The following is a 14957-nucleotide window of genomic DNA, read 5'->3' as shown; positions in this document are numbered from 1 at the left end:
TTTACATAGCAAGATAATACTTTAGTTTTATTGTTTTTCTTTTTAACAATAGCCAGTATAATAGACTCGAAAGGATGAGTTTAAGATGAATGATGGATTTTGGCTAATTGCGGAAGATGATTGTGAATTATATGTTCAATGTTGGGGAAAGGAAATGAGCGATACAAAGGCTGTTATGCTCATTTCCCACGGGATGACGGAGCATATCCGCCGCTATAATCAGCTTGCAGCCTATTTCAACACCCAAGGATTTATTGTCTACGGGGATGACCACCGCGGGCATGGAAAAACAGGAGAGAAACAAGGACAGCTCGGATTCATCGCTGAAACAAACGGATTCGACTCCTTGGTGCAAGATCTGTATCTACTTGTAAACCATGTGAAAAAGAAACATCCCGCTTTACCGGTTTTCATTTACGGTCATAGTATGGGTTCCTTTATAACGAGAAACTTTATTCAGAAGTATTCAGATGAGATCACTGGTGTCATTTTATCGGGTACTGGATTTTTCCCAGAGCGCAGCAGTAAGCTGGGTTTAGAAATTGCGTCTCTTCAGGCCCCCAAGAAAGAATCCACCTTTATGAATAATCTCGTATTCGGGCATTACAATAACAAAATCGCCCAAAGACTGACGAGCTTTGACTGGCTATCAAGGGATGAGCAAGTCGTAAAAGATTATATTGCTGATCCACTTTCTGGCTATGTGCCAACTGCCGGGTTTTTCGTTGATTTATTAACAGGTATTCTTCTTATGCAAGACGCGAAGCGCAACAAAGAGATTCGAAAAGACCTTCCGATGCTCTTTGTAAGCGGTGATGCTGATCCGGTAGGTAATTACAGTAAAGGTGTCTTTCGAGCTGCTGAAAGCTACACAGAACTTGGATTAGACAATGTGCTCGTCTCCCTCTTTCCAGAGGCAAGGCATGAATTACATCAGGAAACGAACAAAGAAGAAGTGTTCGACTTTTTAGAGCGTTGGATGATGAAACAATTATAGAAATGAAGCCTAAAGGTGGACCAGTCGATAATGGTCCACTTTTATAGACTGATCGTGAATTATAGCATTTCTGTTTTATGCCCCTATTCAATCACCTCCATCCACTTCTCAACAGAAGTTCTTCCTTTATCCCTCGTTGTTTTATCCGGATAGCCAATTTGCAGTACGGCCACTACTTTATGTTTATCACGTTCCAGTCCTATTTTCTCTATAAACTGTTCATCATGCATATAAGGTGTAATCGTCCAGAGCATACCGATACCATACTCCCAGGCAGCAAGTTGAGAGTTTTGAATAAACGCCGCAATCGATGAATAGTCTTCTTCATTGCGAATTGGGTCACCCGGGATTTCGTAATAAATTAAAGCGTGATGCGGGATGGTAAGCAGAAAATCAGCAATCGATGCCCTCGAACGCAGTGTCTTCTCAGAATTGCCGGTTGGAAGCATGCCTGAACGCTGATAACTTTCAATAATTGCTGGGATGAGATGTTCTTTCCCCTCTCCTTGATATAATTTCATTCTCCATGCTTCCGTCATGTAATGTGTCGGTGCGTAGGAACCATATGTAAAAATTTCCTTCAACGTGGAGAGTTCAATTTTTTCACTCTTAAAGCTTAAGGTAGAGCGTCGTTCTTTAATTGTACGTAAAAGATTCATTCCGATTCCCCTTTCCGATATTACTTATTATAGCGCTAAAACATAGCAGAAGACAAAAATATCCTAGACTCAGAACAAGTCCAGGATATTTTTCACATATCTTATTTACTTTTTCAAGTTATAGAAAGCGTTTCTGCCTGCATATTCAGCAATACCTGCAAGTTCGTCTTCGATACGCAGTAACTGGTTGTACTTCGCAACACGGTCGGTACGGGATGGTGCACCTGTCTTGATTTGACCAGCGTTTGTTGCAACTGCAATATCAGCAATTGTTGCGTCTTCTGTTTCACCAGAACGGTGGGAGATTACTGCTGTATACCCAGCGCGTTTTGCCATTTCAATTGCTTCAAATGTTTCAGTTAGTGTACCGATTTGGTTCACTTTAATTAGAATTGAGTTGGCAATGCCTTTCTCAATTCCTTCAGCAAGCTTGGATGTATTTGTAACGAATAAGTCGTCACCAACAAGCTGGACACGGTCACCGATACGGTCCGTTAATAGCTTAAAGCCATTCCAGTCATCTTCGTCAAAACCGTCTTCAATGGAAACAATCGGGTATTTGTCAACCATTTGCTCATACCATTCAACCATTTCTTCAGACGTACGGACGACACCTTCACCTTTCAGGTTGTATTTTCCTTCTTCAAACATTTCAGATGCTGCAACGTCCATTGCAAGCTGTACTTCTTCTCCTGGCTTGTAACCAGCAGCTTCAATCGCTTCGATGATTGTCTGCAGTGCTTCTTCGTTCGAACCAAGGTTAGGAGCGAATCCACCTTCATCTCCAACTGCTGTGTTCAAGCCTTTGTCAGCTAGAACTTTCTTCAAGGAATGGAAAATTTCTGCACCGACACGTAATGCTTCTTTGAATGTTGGAGCTGCAACAGGCATAATCATAAATTCTTGAATGTCTACGTTGTTATCTGCATGCTCTCCACCGTTTAGAATGTTCATCATTGGTGTTGGCAGTACATTAGCATTGAATCCGCCAAGGTAATTGTATAGTGGGATATCAAGGTAGCTGGATGCTGCATGAGCTGCTGCCATGGATACGCCAAGGATTGCATTCGCACCAAGTTTTCCTTTGTTTTCTGTTCCATCCAATTCAATCAATAATGCATCAATAATGTTTTGTCTTGTAACGTCAAGACCGATCAGTTCTGGAGCAATAACTTCATTAACGTTATTTACTGCTTTCTCGACACCTTTACCTAAATAACGGCTCTTGTCACCGTCACGTAATTCTACTGCTTCATATTCACCAGTTGATGCCCCGCTTGGAACAAGTGCGGAACCGAATCCACCTGATTCTGTCGTAATTTCAACCTCAACCGTCGGATTACCACGGGAGTCTAGTACTTCTCTTGCATAAACATCTGTAATGTATGGCATCTGTAATTCTCTCCTTTTATCTAGTGTTTTTTATAATTACTTTTTCAATAAGGAATTACCGGTCATTTCTTCTGGTTTAGACACATCCAATAAATCAAGCAAGGTTGGTGCTAAATCAGCTAAAATTCCACCATCTCGTAATTCGGCATCCTGCTCGGTCACGATGACCGGAACCGGATTTGTCGTATGTGCTGTCATTGGGTCTCCATCAAGCGTCATGACCTCATCGGAGTTACCATGGTCAGCTGTAATAATCGCTTTACCACCAAGCTCGAGAATTTTATCAACAATCTTACCTAAACATTCGTCCACTGCTTCAATTGCTTGAATGGTCGGCTCTAGCATTCCGGAATGCCCGACCATATCCGGGTTGGCGAAGTTCAAGATAATTGCTTGCTGGTTACCTTCTTCAAGTTCCTGCAGTAACGCGTCCGTTACTTCATAGGCACTCATTTCTGGTTGCAAATCGTAGGTAGCTACTTTTGGTGAATCAATCAATATTCGTTTTTCACCAGGGAATTCTTCGTGACGTCCCCCACTCATAAAGTACGTGACGTGCGGATATTTTTCTGTTTCGGCAATTCGGAGTTGGTTCAATCCATTATCGGATAGGACTTCTCCGACCGTATTCTTCAAATCAGTTGGACCAAATGCAACTGCACTATTTATATCATTACTATAATTCGTAAATGTGACGAAATCAATATCCTGAGGAACATTTTCACCACGTTCAAAGTCACGGAAATCTGCGTCCGTAAATGTTTTCGTGATTTGAATCGCCCGGTCTGGACGGAAATTGAAGAAAATGATTGAATCATTATCTTCAATTAAACCAACTGGGTCTTCATTTTCATCCATGATGACGGATGGCTCGACGAATTCGTCAAATACTCCATGCTCATAGGACTCACAGACGACATCGAGCGGATGCTGATAAGTCGGGCCTTTCCCGTGTACCATTGCGTCGTACGTTTTCTTCACGCGGTCCCAGCGATGATCCCGGTCCATCGAATAATAACGGCCGGAAACTGTTGCAAACTTCCCGACACCCAACTCCTGCATTTTCTCTTCCGTTTGACGAATATATTCAGCAGCTGTTTTCGGACCTACATCTCGTCCATCCAAGAAAGCATGTACATAGACATTTTCCAAATCATTCGCTTTGGCAAGTTCCAAAAGGGCGAATAAATGGCTAATATGACTATGAACGCCTCCAGCTGACAACAATCCGAATAGATGGAGTGCTTTTTGATCGGTCTTCGCTTTATGAATCGTCTGAAGGAAAGCTTCAATCTGGAAGAAGTCGCCTTCGCGAATTGCCAGATTCACCCGGGTCAGGCTTTGATAAACAATACGCCCAGCACCGATATTCAAGTGTCCGACTTCCGAGTTCCCCATTTGGCCTTCTGGCAGTCCGACTGCTTCTCCGCTTGCAGTCAATTGATTGTGGGGATATTCATTCCAATATCGATCAAAGTTTGGAGTTTTTGCTAGTTTTACCGCATTTCCTTTTACTTCATCCCGTATAGCAAAGCCATCCAGAATGATTAGAGCTGCTAATTTATCTTTATTCATTCATACCTGCCTCCACAAGGGATAAGAAAGAATCCGCTTCTAGGCTCGCACCGCCAACTAACGCACCGTCTACATCGGACTGGCTTAATAATTCATCAATCGTTGCCGGCTTCACACTGCCGCCGTACTGGATAATTACGTTATCCGCTGTTTCTTCTGATGTAAGTTCTTTAATGACATTACGAATTTCACGGCATACTTCATTCGCATCTTCACTTGATGCAGTCTTGCCTGTACCGATTGCCCAAATAGGCTCATAAGCAATGATCGTCTCCGCTATTTGTTCAGCTGATAAATCTTTCAATGCTGCTGTAACTTGGCTCTGAACAAGTTCTACCGTTTCATTCGCTTCTCTTTGCTCAAGGCTCTCCCCAACACAAACGATTGGTGTTAATCCGTGCGCATGAGCCGCTTTCGTTTTCTTATTAACTGTTTCATCCGTTTCTGCAAATAGTTCTCTGCGTTCGGAGTGTCCCAAGACAACATGGGTTACACCGATATCTTTCAGCATGACCGGGCTTACTTCTCCAGTGAACGCACCGCTATCTTCAAAATGCATATTTTGAGCAGATACTTTAATTTCTGTACCATTCGTTGCTTCTACTAATGCTGGCAAATAAGGAAACGGCGCACAAATGATAGCTTCAGCCTTGTCATTTGCCGGAACCTTTTCCCGGATTGCCTCGACAAATTCCTTTGTTTCACTAGCTGTTTTGTTCATTTTCCAATTTCCTGCAATTACATTTTTACGCATAGTTTCACACTCCCTACTTATTTTTCATCTAATGCTGCGATACCTGGCAGAACTTTCCCTTCCATAAATTCAAGAGATGCTCCTCCACCAGTTGACACATGATCCATCTGTCCAGCGAAACCAAATTGCTCAACTGCTGCAGCCGAGTCTCCACCACCGATAATCGAGAATCCTTCTGTTTCAGCAAGGGCCTTGGCAACTTCCCTCGTCCCGCCAGCAAAAGAATTCATTTCAAAGACACCCATCGGTCCATTCCATAAAACCAACGCAGACTCTTGAATCGTTTTGCGGTAGATTTCCCGGGTTTCCGATCCAATATCAAGCCCTTCCCAATCCGCTGGAATTTCATTTACAGGTACAATTTTTGTATCTGCTGTATCTGAGAAGTCATCAGCGACTACAATATCAACCGGCATAAGAAAGTTGACATTCTTCTCTTTGGCTTTTGCTATAAATTCATTGGCCAGGTCAATTTTATCTTCTTCAAGAAGCGATTTTCCAACCTCGTGACCTTGAGCTTTAACGAATGTATAAGCCAGTCCGCCACCGATAATCAGGTTGTCTACTTTGTCGAGCAGATTATCGATTACATTAATCTTATCCTTAACTTTTGCTCCACCAATAATTGCTGTGAACGGACGTTTCGGGTTTTCCAGTGCATTACCAAGTATTTCAATTTCTTTTTCCATTAAGAATCCCGCAGCTGCTGGCAGCTTCTCTGCAACACCTACTGTTGAAGCATGCGCTCTGTGAGAGGTTCCGAAAGCATCATTCACAAAGAGATCCGCGAACTTCGTGAATTCTTCGGCTAGTGCTGGATCGTTTTTCTCTTCACCTGCTTCAAAACGAACATTCTCAAGAAGAAGAATACCCCCTTCTTGCATTTCGGAAACGGCATTTTCCACTTCTTTTCCAAATACTTTATCTGCTTTTAATACTTCTTTACCAAGCAGGTTGCTTAAATGTTCTGCAACAGGATCTAATCTTAATTCTTCTACTACTTCCCCTTTTGGTCGGCCTAAATGACTTACCAAAATTACTTTGGCACCTTGCTCCGTCAAATATTCAATTGTCGGGATTACTGCTTTGATTCTCGTATCATCCGTCACCTTCCCGTCCTGCATCGGAACGTTCAAGTCAACGCGGCATAGTACGCTCTTCCCTTTTACATCGAAGTCTTTCATTGTCTTCTTCAAATCATCAACCTCCCAAATGGTTTTTGCAAAATTTTTGTTACATTGCTTTATATTTTGCTTTTCATCCATCATTATATACCAGGCGTAAATGAAACGCTTGTGATTCATTGAAATTCGTTGAATAATTGGATATTAAATATTTTTAATATGTACGTTGGATTTCCAGCCTGTTTTTTAAAAGGAAAAAAAGCGAAGGAGGATGACTTTTCCTCCTCCGCTTTTTGTGCATTTACAATTAGCCGATTGTAATTATAATCCTTTGCTGTTAAGAAGTTCTACAAGGTCGATACAACGAGCTGCATATGCATATTCGTTGTCATACCATGAAACAACTTTTACCATGTTGTCTTCCATAACCATTGTGGATAGACCATCAACGATAGAAGAGTGTGCGTTACCGACAATGTCAGAAGAAACGATTGGATCCTCCGTGTAATAAAGAACACCTTTCATTGGACCTTCCGCAGCTGCTTTGAACGCATTGTTTACTTCTTCTGCCGTTACATTTTTATCCAATTCAGCAACTAAGTCTGTTAATGAACCATCTGGAGTTGGAACACGTACTGCCATTCCGTTCAACTTACCGTTAAGTTCAGGTAATACTTTACCTACTGCTTTAGCAGCACCAGTTGTTGTTGGGATAATATTCTCAGCTGCTGCACGTGCACGACGATAGTCTTTGTGCGGTGAGTCAAGCGTATGCTGGTCGTTCGTGTAAGCGTGGATTGTCGTCATCATTCCACGTTTCAAACCAAATGTATCATTTAATACTTTCGCAAATGGTGCAAGACAGTTTGTTGTACATGAAGCATTTGAGATAACGTGGTGGTTTGCTGGATCATATTGATCATCGTTTACACCCATTACAATTGTTAAGTCTTCATCTGATGCAGGTGCAGAAATGATTACCTTCTTCGCGCCAGCATCAATATGTTTCTGTGCTTGATCACGTTGAGTGAACCGGCCTGTAGATTCGATTACTACATCTACACCAAGCTCGCCCCAAGGAAGATCCGCTGGGTCTCTTTCAGATAGTACTTTAATTTCTTTCGTACCGATGAAGAGGCTTGAACCTTCTGCTTTCACATCTTCTTTCAATACTCCGTGTACAGAGTCATATTTCAAAAGATGTGCAAGCATATCTGCATCTGTCAAGTCATTAACTGCTACTACTTCCATATTTTCACCATGTTCTAATGCATGACGCAATGCAATACGACCGATTCTACCAAATCCGTTAATACCAACTTTTACTGTCATGTTATTGCCTCCCTAAATTTATAAAAGATGTTTTGTTGATAAATTTATATTTAAAAGGTATTTAGCCTTTTAAAATCGCTTCTGCGCAGGCTTCATCCGTGATTAAAAGATCACTTTTCCCTGCTTCAAAATAAGACGCAATCGCTTTGGCCTTTGATTTTCCGCCTGCAATCGTCACGACATGACCAATTTCTTTTAAGTCATGCAAATGAAGTCCAACAGTACGGACCCTGTAAACAGTATTACCCTTTTGGTCAAAATAATATCCAAAAGCTTCACTAATTGCTTCATTCTCTTTTAGTTTATCGAGAACTCTTTGAGGTGTCTTACGGCGATTCGCCATTTTAAGGGCATCTCCGACACCATGCAGGACAATATCTGCTTGTTGAATTTTATCCACAATCGCCTGAATAGACGGCTCTTCCATTAAACTCAGATACGCTGCTTCACTTAGTGGGTCCGGGACATAGAGTAAGCTATAATTACCGCGGGATTTCTTAGCCATCTCTTCAGCAATTCTTGTCGCCTGATTCTCAACTTTTTCGCCAAGCGCACCTCGCGCAGGCACAAAAAGATAATCTTCCTCTTTATTAAGAGGGGTCATGACATCAGCAACTGCAGCAATCGTACTGCCACCTGTAACAGCAATCGTATTATTCGCAGTAATAATGGATTTCAAATAGGAAATACACGCCTTACCCATTTCCTGTTTTACCCATTCTTGTTCATCACTGTTCCCCGGGACGATGATTACCTTGTCTAGAGATAGTTTTTCCTTTAAACGTTCTCTTAAAACATGGATTCCTTTTAATTCACTCATAAATTCTGTCAGTTCCTCTAGAAGACGCTTGCCTTCCTTCGTGACATACATCCCTTTACTCGTAATCTCAAGCAATCCTTGTTCTTGGAGAAAGTCAACTTCACTGCGGACTTGACGTTCTGTTAATCCCACATTTTCACTGAGTGCCCGCCTTCCAATTGGATGGAAGAGACTGACACTTTGCAGAATCGCGAAACGTTCTTCTAATACGTGAAGCAAATCTGGTACAAGTTGTTTCTGAAGATTAACGATTGCTTTCATACCGCTACTCCTTCTACTGGACAACTTATGTCCATACTAGTCAATTTATGTCCCTCTTCATTTACGATTATATCATAGTGATTTATTTTTACAACTAAAAGGAACATAAAAAGAGAGAAATTAGTTTAACCTAATCTCTCTCCGAATGTTTTTTAAGGAAAGCTTCCATTATATTGTAGCTGATTTCTTCACAATTCATTTGTTCACCGTTAATTTCTAGTACTGGAATTTGAAGCTGGTATTCCGCAAGCCATTCATCCTTTGCGTGGATATCCCGTTTTTCCAATGTATGAGGATAGTCGATTTCAAAAGTAGATAGTAATGCTTCTGCTTCATCACATAATGAGCAGTTTTCCTTTGTGTAAAATATAATATGCACCTGTTCATTACTCCTTTCTTCGTTTAAATGAAGCGGGGATATTTAATTCCTGTCTATATTTCATCACTGTTCTTCTCGCAAGCTGGACCGAATATTTTTCCTGTAATTTATTCCTTATCTTCTCATCTGATAACGGCCGGGTTCTGTCTTCCCCATCAATTATTTGATGGATCAAATGTTTCAGAACAATTGTCGCTTTTTTTCCATCTTCCTGTTCAATTCCAGATTGAAAAAAGAACTTTAACGGATAAATTCCGTGTGGTGTTTCGACATACTTGTTGTTAATCGCTCGGCTGATTGTTGAAGGATGCAATTCAAGCTCGTCAGCAACATCATTTAATGTCATCGACCCCAAGTGAAGGATACCGTAATCAAAAAAGTCGATCTGCTTCTTTACAATCTCACGTATGACAAGTTCGATCGTAGCCGTTCGGTACTTCAGCGCCCCTTCAAGCCATTGCAGCTGCTCTCGTTTGGACTTTAAAAACTTTTCCACTTCTTTGTCCGCCATTTGCTTATAAGTTGAATCGATCACCAACTTCGGAACTGTCCAATGATGGAAAGTAATTTTCCACTTCGCTTGAACCTTCCATATCTTCGCTTCAGGAACAATATATTCCACCTGCGTCGTATCCAGCAGTTTGCCAGGCTTAGGATCGCAAGTTTGAATAAGCTTGACTAATTCATTGTATTCTTCCCTTGTAATTCCATACGTTTCCTCTATCACAGAAAAGTTAAAATCGGCAATCCAGTCTAAATGGTGGATGAGCAAATCTTCCATAAAAGAACGATAACCATCCATCTCATAAAGCTGAAGATAAATACATTCACCGAGATGTCTGGCACCAATACCTCGTGGTTCGAGTTGCTGAATAATATGTAAAGCCTCTTCCGTTATTGAAGTTGTCGTATTGCAAGCACTGGCCCAATCTTCAAGCGTTATTTCCAAATAGCCATTTTCATTCAGGGAATCGATCCCAAATTCAACAATTGGAATAAACTCTTTCGGGATATCGATATTCAGTAATTGCTCCTTTAACTGATCATATAGCGTTTTCTCACTCGAATTCATCGCTTCGAGGGAAAACGTATCAGATGCTTGATAAGTCGGCTGGCGTCCATCTGCGTCATAGATAACTTCTTCAATTAACGGATTATCTTTTGCTATTTCATTAATATATTCATATAATTCAGTTGAAGTAAACTGAAGCATTTGGATAGACTGGATGAGTGACTGGTTCAGTTTATGCTGGATTGTTTGCTGCTGGACCAAGTGTTGCTTCAAAACAGACAACCCCTTCTCCATAAAATATCCCTGATTCCACTATATAATGATAAATCATTTTGCACAAAGATTGATAACCCCTCCTTCATTTATCTCACACATTCATACAGCGTAAGTATTTTGCGCGTTCTTATAGTTTGCTCTCTAATCGCAGTTCAGTTGCCCGGGGGACGGATGCGCATCCTTAGGCACGGTCTCAGACTCCTCGGAAGAGAACCGCTTCCTGCTCAGGCCTGGACACGTGCTTTTACCGTAGGAGTCACCGTCCCTCGGGCAACTGAACTGGTGAAGATGATTATGATAAATTGATATTATTCCATCACTACATCAGTGTAAAGATTGCATTTACGGAATAATAAACAGTGATCTAAATTTGACCTTTCCTGGTAGCAGTCCAGACACCTCGAAACTCCTGCAGGAGGCCGGCTAAGAACGGTCACGTCCTGTGACCAACGCCGGCATTAGAACTTCCTGTTCGGAGGTAAGCCTGGCGAGACCCCGCAGCGCGTTAGCGCGAGGAGACTTGCCAGCCGCTCAGCAGGTGCGAGAGGTGTCTGGACTGCGGACCCCCAGAAGTGAGTTTCGAATACTTACGCTGAATGATAGTGTTGGTTTAGATTAGGAATTAATGAAGACTGCTTAATTTTTCATTTTTGGATCTAGGGCGTCTCGGAGGCCGTCGCCGATTAGGTTGAAGCCCAGGACGACGAGGACGATGGCGATTCCTGGGACGATGACAGTCCATGGTGCGAGTTGGATGAAGTCTCTGGAATCTGCAAGCATCTGCCCCCACTCAGGTGTCGGCGGCTGTGCGCCTAATCCAAGGAAACCTAATGCTGCCGCTTCTAATATCGCCGTACCAAAACCAAGTGTCGACTGGACGATAATTGGAGCTACGCTATTCGGCAAGATATGTTGAAATAGAATCCTGCCATGCTTCATCCCCTGAGCTTTCGCCGCCATAATATACTCTTCTTCCCGGAGACTGATTACGCGGGATCTGACAAGCCTGCCGAAGATCGGTACATTAATAATCGCAATTGCCAGTAAAGCATTCTGCAAAGATGGTCCTAGAATCGCAACAATTGCGATTGCTAATAGGATGCTTGGGAAAGCTAGTAAAATATCAAAAATTCGGGAAATGATCATATCAACCCAGCGGCCGAAATAACCAGCGACAATACCTAGAAATGTCCCGAACACTAGTGCACCTGTAACAGCGATAAAGCCTACCATCAAAGATACCCTTGCCCCGTAAACAAGCCTTGTGAAAATATCTCTCCCTAAATGATCGGTACCAAACCAATATTCCCCAGAGGGCGGATGTAACCGGTTTGCAAGATTTTGTTCATTATAGGTGTATGATGTGAACAAGGGCGCAAATATCGCAACCAAAATAAAAAATATAATGACCGAAAGCCCGATAACCGCTAATCTATTTTTCCGCAATTGACGAAATGAATCTTTCCATGGTGAGGCAGCTTCCATCTCATCATAACCGATTGACTGGCCATCCATTGCAGGATTCGGTACAAGTTGTTCTGTGTTTTTTTCATCTAGCTTCATTCACACCACCCCCTAATACTTAATCCTTGGGTCAAGTTTTTTGTATAAAATATCAACAAATAAATTAATTATAACGAAAATGAATGCTATAACTAATATCCCGGATTGGATTACCGGGTAATCCCGGTAATTAATCGCTTCATAAACATATCTGCCGATACCCGGCCAACTGAAGATTGTTTCCGTTAAAATTGCACCACCTAAGAGCACACCAGTTTGCAGCCCAATTACTGTAATGACGGGAATCATCGCGTTTTTCAAAGCATGCTTATAGATTACTAGAAATTGTCCAGACCCTTTCGCGCGAACCGTACGAATATAATCCGATTTCATTACTTCGAGCATGCTTGACCTGGTCATCCGCGCAATGATTGCCATCGGAATCGTTCCAAGTGCGATACTTGGCAAAATTAAATGTTTCAATATCGTACCTGTTCTGGCAAAGTCAAGGTGAATTAACGAATCCAATACATAGAGATGAGTAATTGCTGCAATCGGATCTCGGCTATCTTGTCTTCCGTAAGCAGGCAGCCAGCCAAGCTCTTGAGCAAATACCCACTGTTCCATAAGAGCTAACCAAAACACAGGCATAGATACTCCGATTAATGCAATGAGCATAGCCGCTAAATCAAACCATGAATTCTGTTTCCAAGCGCTAATAATTCCAGCATTAACCCCGACTATAATTGCAAAGACCATCGCAAACAGCGTAAGTTCGAAGGTCGCTGCTATGTACGGAATAATTTCGGTTGAGATTTCCGCCTTGGAACGAAGTGATGTGCCCAAATCACCTTGTAAAATATCTAATATATAATGCCAATATTGGACAAAATATGGTTCATTCAACCCCATCGTCTCTTCTAAATTTGCAATTGCATCTGCCGTTGCTGTTTCACCTAAGATAACCTGTGCAGGGTTACCTGGAATGAGATGAACGATTGAAAAGGTAATGAGCGTCATTCCAATTAATACAGGAATAAGCATCAGCATGCGGCGAATTATATAGGTTACCATTTTTCCACCCTCATTCTGTAAAACTTCTTATGTGTAGATAAAGATAGGGATAGCAGCAACGACTACTATCCCTTCATTTTTCCACTTTCATCTCTTTGTGAATTACTCACTCAGCTCTACTTCTGCAAGAGATTCACTTGTAGATGGATGTGGGACATAGTTTTGCACTTTACTTGTAGTTGCCATGACTGGTGTCGAGTGTACAAGTGTAACCATTGGTGAATCTTGAGAGATGAGCTCTTGCGCCTGTGCGTATAGGTCAGCTCGTTCATCTTGATCGATTGCCCGTTTTGCAGCATCCAGCAATTCATCGACCTCATCATTTTGATAAAATTCCCGGTTACTGCTTCCAACGTTAGAGCCATGAAGCAAGCTGCTCAAGAAATAATCCGGGTCGCCATTTGTTCCAGACCAGCCGAGCATATACAATTGATGCTCTCCTTGAGCTGTCTTCTCTAGATATGGTGCCCACTCTTCACGTACGATGTTGGCTGTTACCCCAACATCGGCCAGATTGCTCTGAATAATTTGAGCAACTGTTTCCGGGTCAGGCATATATGGACGAGCTACTGGCATGGTCCATAATTCAATTTCCATCCCATCTTCAAATCCAGCTTCAGCAAGCAATTCTTTCGCTCTGTCTGGATTATATTCATAAGCTTCAACATCATCGTTATAGCCAAGATATCCTGGTGGTAACGGATTCTTCGCTGTTGTTGCATACCCAGCATACAAAGCATCAGCAATGGCTTGTTTATCAATGGCATAATTAATCGCATGACGCACTTCTACGTCGTCAAGCGGTTCACTCTGTGTATTGAAACCAAGGTACCCAATATTGTTTTCAGACCTAGTCAATAATTCTAAACCGTCTTCTGCTTCTACACCTGCAGCATCATCTGGATTCAAGCCATCCATAATATCAATCTCACCAGAACGAAGCGCAATGAGGCGAGCGGCATTATCAGGTATTACTTCAAAGATAACTCGGTCAAGTTTCGGCAAGCCATCAACCCGGTAATCTTCAAATTTCTCTAGAACAATTGCATCATCCTTTGTCCAACTGACAAATTTAAACGGCCCTGTCCCTACCGGATTTTCATTAATCTCTGGACCATATTCCTCCAAAGCTGCTGGAGAAGTAAGTCCGAAATAACTCATTCCGAGGTTTTGTAAAAAGAATCCAAGCGGCTGATTTAGAATAAATTCAATCTCATGGTCGTTTACAACGTTAATTTCCTCGATGACATGCCCTTCTTCCCCTTTAAAACCACCGAACATCGTTCCGTACATAGAATAAACATAGCCGTCGTCGGAAAATGCATATTCGTGTTCCGGATCTGCCCATCTTTCAAAATTGACTTTTACAGCTTCCGCATTAAAGTCTGTTCCATCGTGGAATGTTACTCCTTCTTCCAAATAAAAAGTATAAGAAAGACCATCATCAGAAACTTCCCAATCATGAGCGAGACCTGGAAGTAAATCAAAGGAATCCTCTTCAAAGGTTAATAGGCCTTCCAACACTTGCTTCGTGACTCTTGAAGATTCCCCGTCCGTTGTACTTCCCGGGTCAAGACTTTCCGAATCTCCTCCTCTAGCAAAAACGAGTACCTGATCACCAGATGTGGCCGCCTCTTCTGCTTCAGCATCTTCCTCACCCGCTTCCGTTTCTTCCGCGTCTGTATCCGGCGCGTCATTCGTATTCGCGCCACCATCACCGCTACACGCCGCAAGTGCCAACAAAAATATAAGTAATGCGGCAAGCAAAGACATTCGTAACTTCATTTTTTATCCCCCTT

Annotated in this window: 13 protein-coding genes; 1 reads left to right on the top strand and 12 read right to left on the bottom strand. The window is 42.1% G+C overall.

Going from position 1 to position 14957, the window contains the following annotated elements; translation table 11 throughout:
* Window positions 1–85: 85 nt before the first annotated feature.
* Complete coding sequence (locus L3V42_RS12960) at window positions 86–997, top strand: alpha/beta hydrolase (protein WP_235761386.1); 912 nt, start codon at window positions 86–88, stop codon at window positions 995–997.
* 83 nt (window positions 998–1080) lie between these two features.
* Here the strand turns inward: L3V42_RS12960 and L3V42_RS12955 are convergent, their stop codons facing one another.
* The 12 genes from L3V42_RS12955 to L3V42_RS12900 form a co-directional block, all read right to left on the bottom strand.
* On the bottom strand, window positions 1081–1656 hold the full coding sequence (locus tag L3V42_RS12955) for a nitroreductase family protein (protein ID WP_238472176.1): 576 nt from the start codon (window positions 1654–1656) through the stop codon (window positions 1081–1083).
* 105 nt (window positions 1657–1761) lie between these two features.
* Complete coding sequence (eno, locus tag L3V42_RS12950; RefSeq protein WP_235761384.1) at window positions 1762–3048, bottom strand: phosphopyruvate hydratase; 1287 nt, start codon at window positions 3046–3048, stop codon at window positions 1762–1764.
* A gap of 36 nt (window positions 3049–3084) precedes the next feature.
* The gene (gene gpmI, locus L3V42_RS12945) at window positions 3085–4623 is read right to left on the bottom strand and encodes a 2,3-bisphosphoglycerate-independent phosphoglycerate mutase (protein WP_235761383.1); all 1539 of its coding nucleotides are present in this window, start codon (window positions 4621–4623) and stop codon (window positions 3085–3087) included.
* Window positions 4616–5377 carry a triose-phosphate isomerase gene (gene tpiA, locus L3V42_RS12940; RefSeq protein WP_235761382.1) on the bottom strand — a complete coding sequence of 254 codons (762 nt, stop codon included), beginning with the start codon at window positions 5375–5377 and terminating at the stop codon, window positions 4616–4618. The genes gpmI and tpiA overlap by 8 nt, the downstream gene beginning before the upstream one ends.
* Before the next feature lie 17 nt (window positions 5378–5394).
* Window positions 5395–6561 (bottom strand): phosphoglycerate kinase, encoded by a 1167-nt coding sequence (locus tag L3V42_RS12935; RefSeq protein ID WP_238472184.1) that lies wholly within the window; start codon window positions 6559–6561, stop codon window positions 5395–5397.
* 261 nt (window positions 6562–6822) lie between these two features.
* On the bottom strand, window positions 6823–7833 hold the full coding sequence (gap, locus tag L3V42_RS12930; protein WP_235761380.1) for a type I glyceraldehyde-3-phosphate dehydrogenase: 1011 nt from the start codon (window positions 7831–7833) through the stop codon (window positions 6823–6825).
* A 61-nt stretch (window positions 7834–7894) separates the two neighbouring features.
* Window positions 7895–8914 carry a sugar-binding transcriptional regulator gene (locus L3V42_RS12925; protein ID WP_235761379.1) on the bottom strand — a complete coding sequence of 340 codons (1020 nt, stop codon included), beginning with the start codon at window positions 8912–8914 and terminating at the stop codon, window positions 7895–7897.
* Between the two features lie 130 nt (window positions 8915–9044).
* Window positions 9045–9293, bottom strand: coding sequence for a glutaredoxin family protein (locus L3V42_RS12920; RefSeq protein ID WP_235761378.1), 249 nt, complete (start codon window positions 9291–9293; stop codon window positions 9045–9047).
* Window positions 9294–9300: 7 nt separating this feature from the next.
* On the bottom strand, window positions 9301–10578 hold the full coding sequence (gene rpoN, locus L3V42_RS12915; protein ID WP_238472175.1) for an RNA polymerase factor sigma-54: 1278 nt from the start codon (window positions 10576–10578) through the stop codon (window positions 9301–9303).
* 639 nt (window positions 10579–11217) lie between these two features.
* The gene (gene nikC / locus L3V42_RS12910) at window positions 11218–12096 is read right to left on the bottom strand and encodes a nickel transporter permease (protein ID WP_235761435.1); all 879 of its coding nucleotides are present in this window, start codon (window positions 12094–12096) and stop codon (window positions 11218–11220) included.
* Window positions 12097–12156: 60 nt separating this feature from the next.
* The gene (locus tag L3V42_RS12905) at window positions 12157–13158 is read right to left on the bottom strand and encodes an ABC transporter permease (RefSeq protein ID WP_235761376.1); all 1002 of its coding nucleotides are present in this window, start codon (window positions 13156–13158) and stop codon (window positions 12157–12159) included.
* Between the two features lie 102 nt (window positions 13159–13260).
* A complete protein-coding gene (locus L3V42_RS12900) occupies window positions 13261–14943 on the bottom strand; it encodes an ABC transporter substrate-binding protein (protein WP_238472174.1) in 1683 nt (560 codons plus the stop codon).
* Between the last annotated feature and the right edge of the window lie 14 nt (window positions 14944–14957).

The organism is Oceanobacillus alkalisoli (assembly GCF_022213125.1).
GTDB classification, from domain to species: domain Bacteria; phylum Bacillota; class Bacilli; order Bacillales; family Amphibacillaceae; genus Oceanobacillus; species Oceanobacillus alkalisoli.
Note: the sequence above shows the minus strand (reverse complement) of the source record. Positions and strands in the feature narration are given on the sequence as shown.

Excerpts from the sequence above, each read along its gene's own strand:
- L3V42_RS12955 (WP_238472176.1), bottom strand. The coding sequence starts at position 1,656 with ATGAATCTTTTACGTACAATTAAAGAACGACGCTCTACCTTAAGCTTT.
- L3V42_RS12925 (WP_235761379.1), bottom strand. The coding sequence starts at position 8,914 with ATGAAAGCAATCGTTAATCTTCAGAAACAACTTGTACCAGATTTGCTT.
- nikC (WP_235761435.1), bottom strand. The coding sequence starts at position 12,096 with ATGGATGGCCAGTCAATCGGTTATGATGAGATGGAAGCTGCCTCACCA.
- L3V42_RS12900 (WP_238472174.1), bottom strand. The coding sequence starts at position 14,943 with ATGAAGTTACGAATGTCTTTGCTTGCCGCATTACTTATATTTTTGTTG.
- L3V42_RS12960 (WP_235761386.1), top strand. The coding sequence starts at position 86 with ATGAATGATGGATTTTGGCTAATTGCGGAAGATGATTGTGAATTATAT.
- eno (WP_235761384.1), bottom strand. The coding sequence starts at position 3,048 with ATGCCATACATTACAGATGTTTATGCAAGAGAAGTACTAGACTCCCGT.
- L3V42_RS12905 (WP_235761376.1), bottom strand. The coding sequence starts at position 13,158 with ATGGTAACCTATATAATTCGCCGCATGCTGATGCTTATTCCTGTATTA.
- tpiA (WP_235761382.1), bottom strand. The coding sequence starts at position 5,377 with ATGCGTAAAAATGTAATTGCAGGAAATTGGAAAATGAACAAAACAGCT.
- L3V42_RS12935 (WP_238472184.1), bottom strand. The coding sequence starts at position 6,561 with ATGAAAGACTTCGATGTAAAAGGGAAGAGCGTACTATGCCGCGTTGAC.
- gap (WP_235761380.1), bottom strand. The coding sequence starts at position 7,833 with ATGACAGTAAAAGTTGGTATTAACGGATTTGGTAGAATCGGTCGTATT.
- gpmI (WP_235761383.1), bottom strand. The coding sequence starts at position 4,623 with ATGAATAAAGATAAATTAGCAGCTCTAATCATTCTGGATGGCTTTGCT.